This window comes from Candidatus Methanocrinis alkalitolerans (assembly GCF_029167205.1).
Classification (GTDB): Archaea; Halobacteriota; Methanosarcinia; order Methanotrichales; family Methanotrichaceae; genus Methanocrinis; species Methanocrinis alkalitolerans.
The window spans coordinates 1-2292 of the sequence record NZ_JARFPL010000079.1; the positions used below are offsets into that span (position 1 = coordinate 1).

The 2292-nt window shown below is 51.8% G+C and carries 2 protein-coding genes; both read right to left on the reverse strand.

Going from position 1 to position 2292, the window contains the following annotated elements; all coding sequences use genetic code 11:
• Positions 1-442: 442 nt before the first annotated feature.
• A complete protein-coding gene (locus P0O24_RS12385; RefSeq protein WP_449384946.1) occupies positions 443-1588 on the reverse strand; it encodes a DUF7507 domain-containing protein in 1146 nt (381 codons plus the stop codon).
• Between the two features lie 111 nt (positions 1589-1699).
• A partial coding sequence (locus P0O24_RS12390; protein ID WP_316970060.1) for an IS1 family transposase occupies positions 1700-2292 on the reverse strand: 593 nt, incomplete at its 5' end.

The window sequence follows — 2292 nt, forward strand, 5'->3', positions numbered from 1 at the left end:
ATCATGTTGACAAATTCTAGTAAAATTATTTTAAACAAAATTTGAGTTAAACGTTTGAATTTATGCACATTTTGGCAAGCAATAAATTCTTAATTTTGCATAGACTTACTGCGGAATGCCGGATATAACGGGATATTTAATAAATCTTTGCTATAAATTATAGGGAAAATGTTTGGAAATTAGACCGTTAGTGCGGAACGACGGATCCATCGCCTCGTCGACGGCGGCTTGAAGAACGTCGCCGGGGCTAACGTTGACGGTAGCCCCCTGTGAATAACCCCGCAGAAGGACTGCCTCCAAAAACCAGAAAATTATATATTTATAATTATCATTGCTGGAAGCCGACATATCCTTCAAATATAGTAAGATCCCCGAGTATAAAACGTTTTTTAGAGGTTGGGGCCGAAAAGTCTCATTTATAAAAAAAGTGGTGGATTTATCCTCAGCACGGCTGAAGGTCCGACTCCGACGAGGCCGCCGCCATTTCGCCCATGGAGTTGAAACCCGAAACCGAGACGGTGTTATTCAGAGGACCCTGGAGGTCTATCTCCATAACCGTCCTGTTCCCTTCGAGGGCGATGCTTTCTCCGGGCGACAGGGTTGCGTTTATCGCCATCGGACCGCCGCCGATGGAGTCGGTCAAATTGAGCTGGGTTATCGCCAAGTCGCCGATGTTATCGATGGTGTAGATGTAGGTGACGACATCTCCTGCGTTGGCGCATTCCGAGAGGGGGGTGACCGTCAGGTTGAGAGCCCCTCCCCCGATGATGCTGACGTTGGCCGCTGCCGAGGCAGCGGCGATGTTGCCCTGAAAGTCAGAACCCGTGACCTGGACGGCGTCTTTCAGGGGCCCCGGCAGGTCGGCTTGCTGGACGAAGAAGCTGGATTCAGCGGTGGTGACCTCCCCTGGGTGGAGATCTCTCCTGTCGAGGGCGACGGCTCCCGCCCTCGAATCGATGAGGATAAGACCCTGGACCGGGACGGTGCCGACGTTGGCTACCTGGTATCGCCTCGTCACCAGGGCTCCTACCTCGGCGTAGCAGTCCGTTGGGCTTACTGCTATGGTTATAGAGGGCCTCCGGTCGGCGAGGCCTCCGAAGCTCATCTGTCTTTGGATGTCGAACTCTCCGGTGAACCTCTGTTGAGATCTGACGTCGGTCTCAAAGATCCGGTGCATATTGGAGGTGGTGATGTAAGTGCCGTTGAAGCTGAGCTTCGTATCGGTTCCGACGAGATGTGAACTCCCCGATCCGACGCGGGCGGTCTCCTCCTTCTCGATCTCGTTGGCGCTGAACGCCTCCTCGATGATGGTCTTGGTCCCTGCGAGGGCAGACCCCATCTCTATCCGCTTCATCCCCACCAGGGGGACGTCTCCGGAGTAGGAGAGGCTGAAGGTCCTGGGAGAGGACCCTCTATGGAGATCCGAGTTCCCTCCTCTGGAACGGCCAATCTCGAGGCTTCCGTCCCCCGCCAAGGAGGTGTGGTGCTCGAATTCGTCGATCCGATCTACGACTGACCTGGTGACGTCGATGGCTCCGGTGCCGCTCACCCAGCTGCTTGCAGGGCCGGAGGCGAAAGATAAGCTCACTGCCAAAATTAAGATTATAATACCCCATCCCTTCATGGTCTTTTCTCCCTCTCTGATCCCTTAAGATGGTGGCGGTATGATGACGGAATTTGATGCTGGGGTGGTGCGCCCCTAACTGGTTGATATTCTGTGATACGGATAAGTCAACAGCCCCCTTAACGACCAATTGTGGTCTGTCAAACCACTTGTCTTCGCAGGGCTGTTCTTTCTTTTCCTCCCCAAACAATCCAAACTTATCAGGGACGAATGCCCTCTGCAAAAGTTAAAATGGGCAAAGTAGAGTGTCATTTGCTTATCAAGCTCAGAAATCTTCTTTGAGAAGCCGATGGTCTTCCTCGATATGCGGTTGTTGTCCTGTCTCAACGTCAGGTTCTGTCTCTCGACCAGGCTTGTTGAAATGTCCTTCGGATCGATATCCTTTCCGAATATCACCTTCTTTTTGACTTTCCTGATAGCTCCTCCTGCTTTGAACTTTATGACCTGGGCGTATCTCAGATCATCATCTGGCACCAACTTTGGCTTTCTTGGCCGCCCTCTCCTTAAAGTCTTTGGAAAGGCAACCAGCTTGCCATATGACTTCAGCAACGCCTTGGTGTAGAACTTCAAACCGTCAGAAACAAAGAGAGGCATCGATGCGATGCGCTTCTTAGTAGTCTCTACCACTTTATCAGCCATGTACTGCTTACGTTCTCCTACAGCATGAG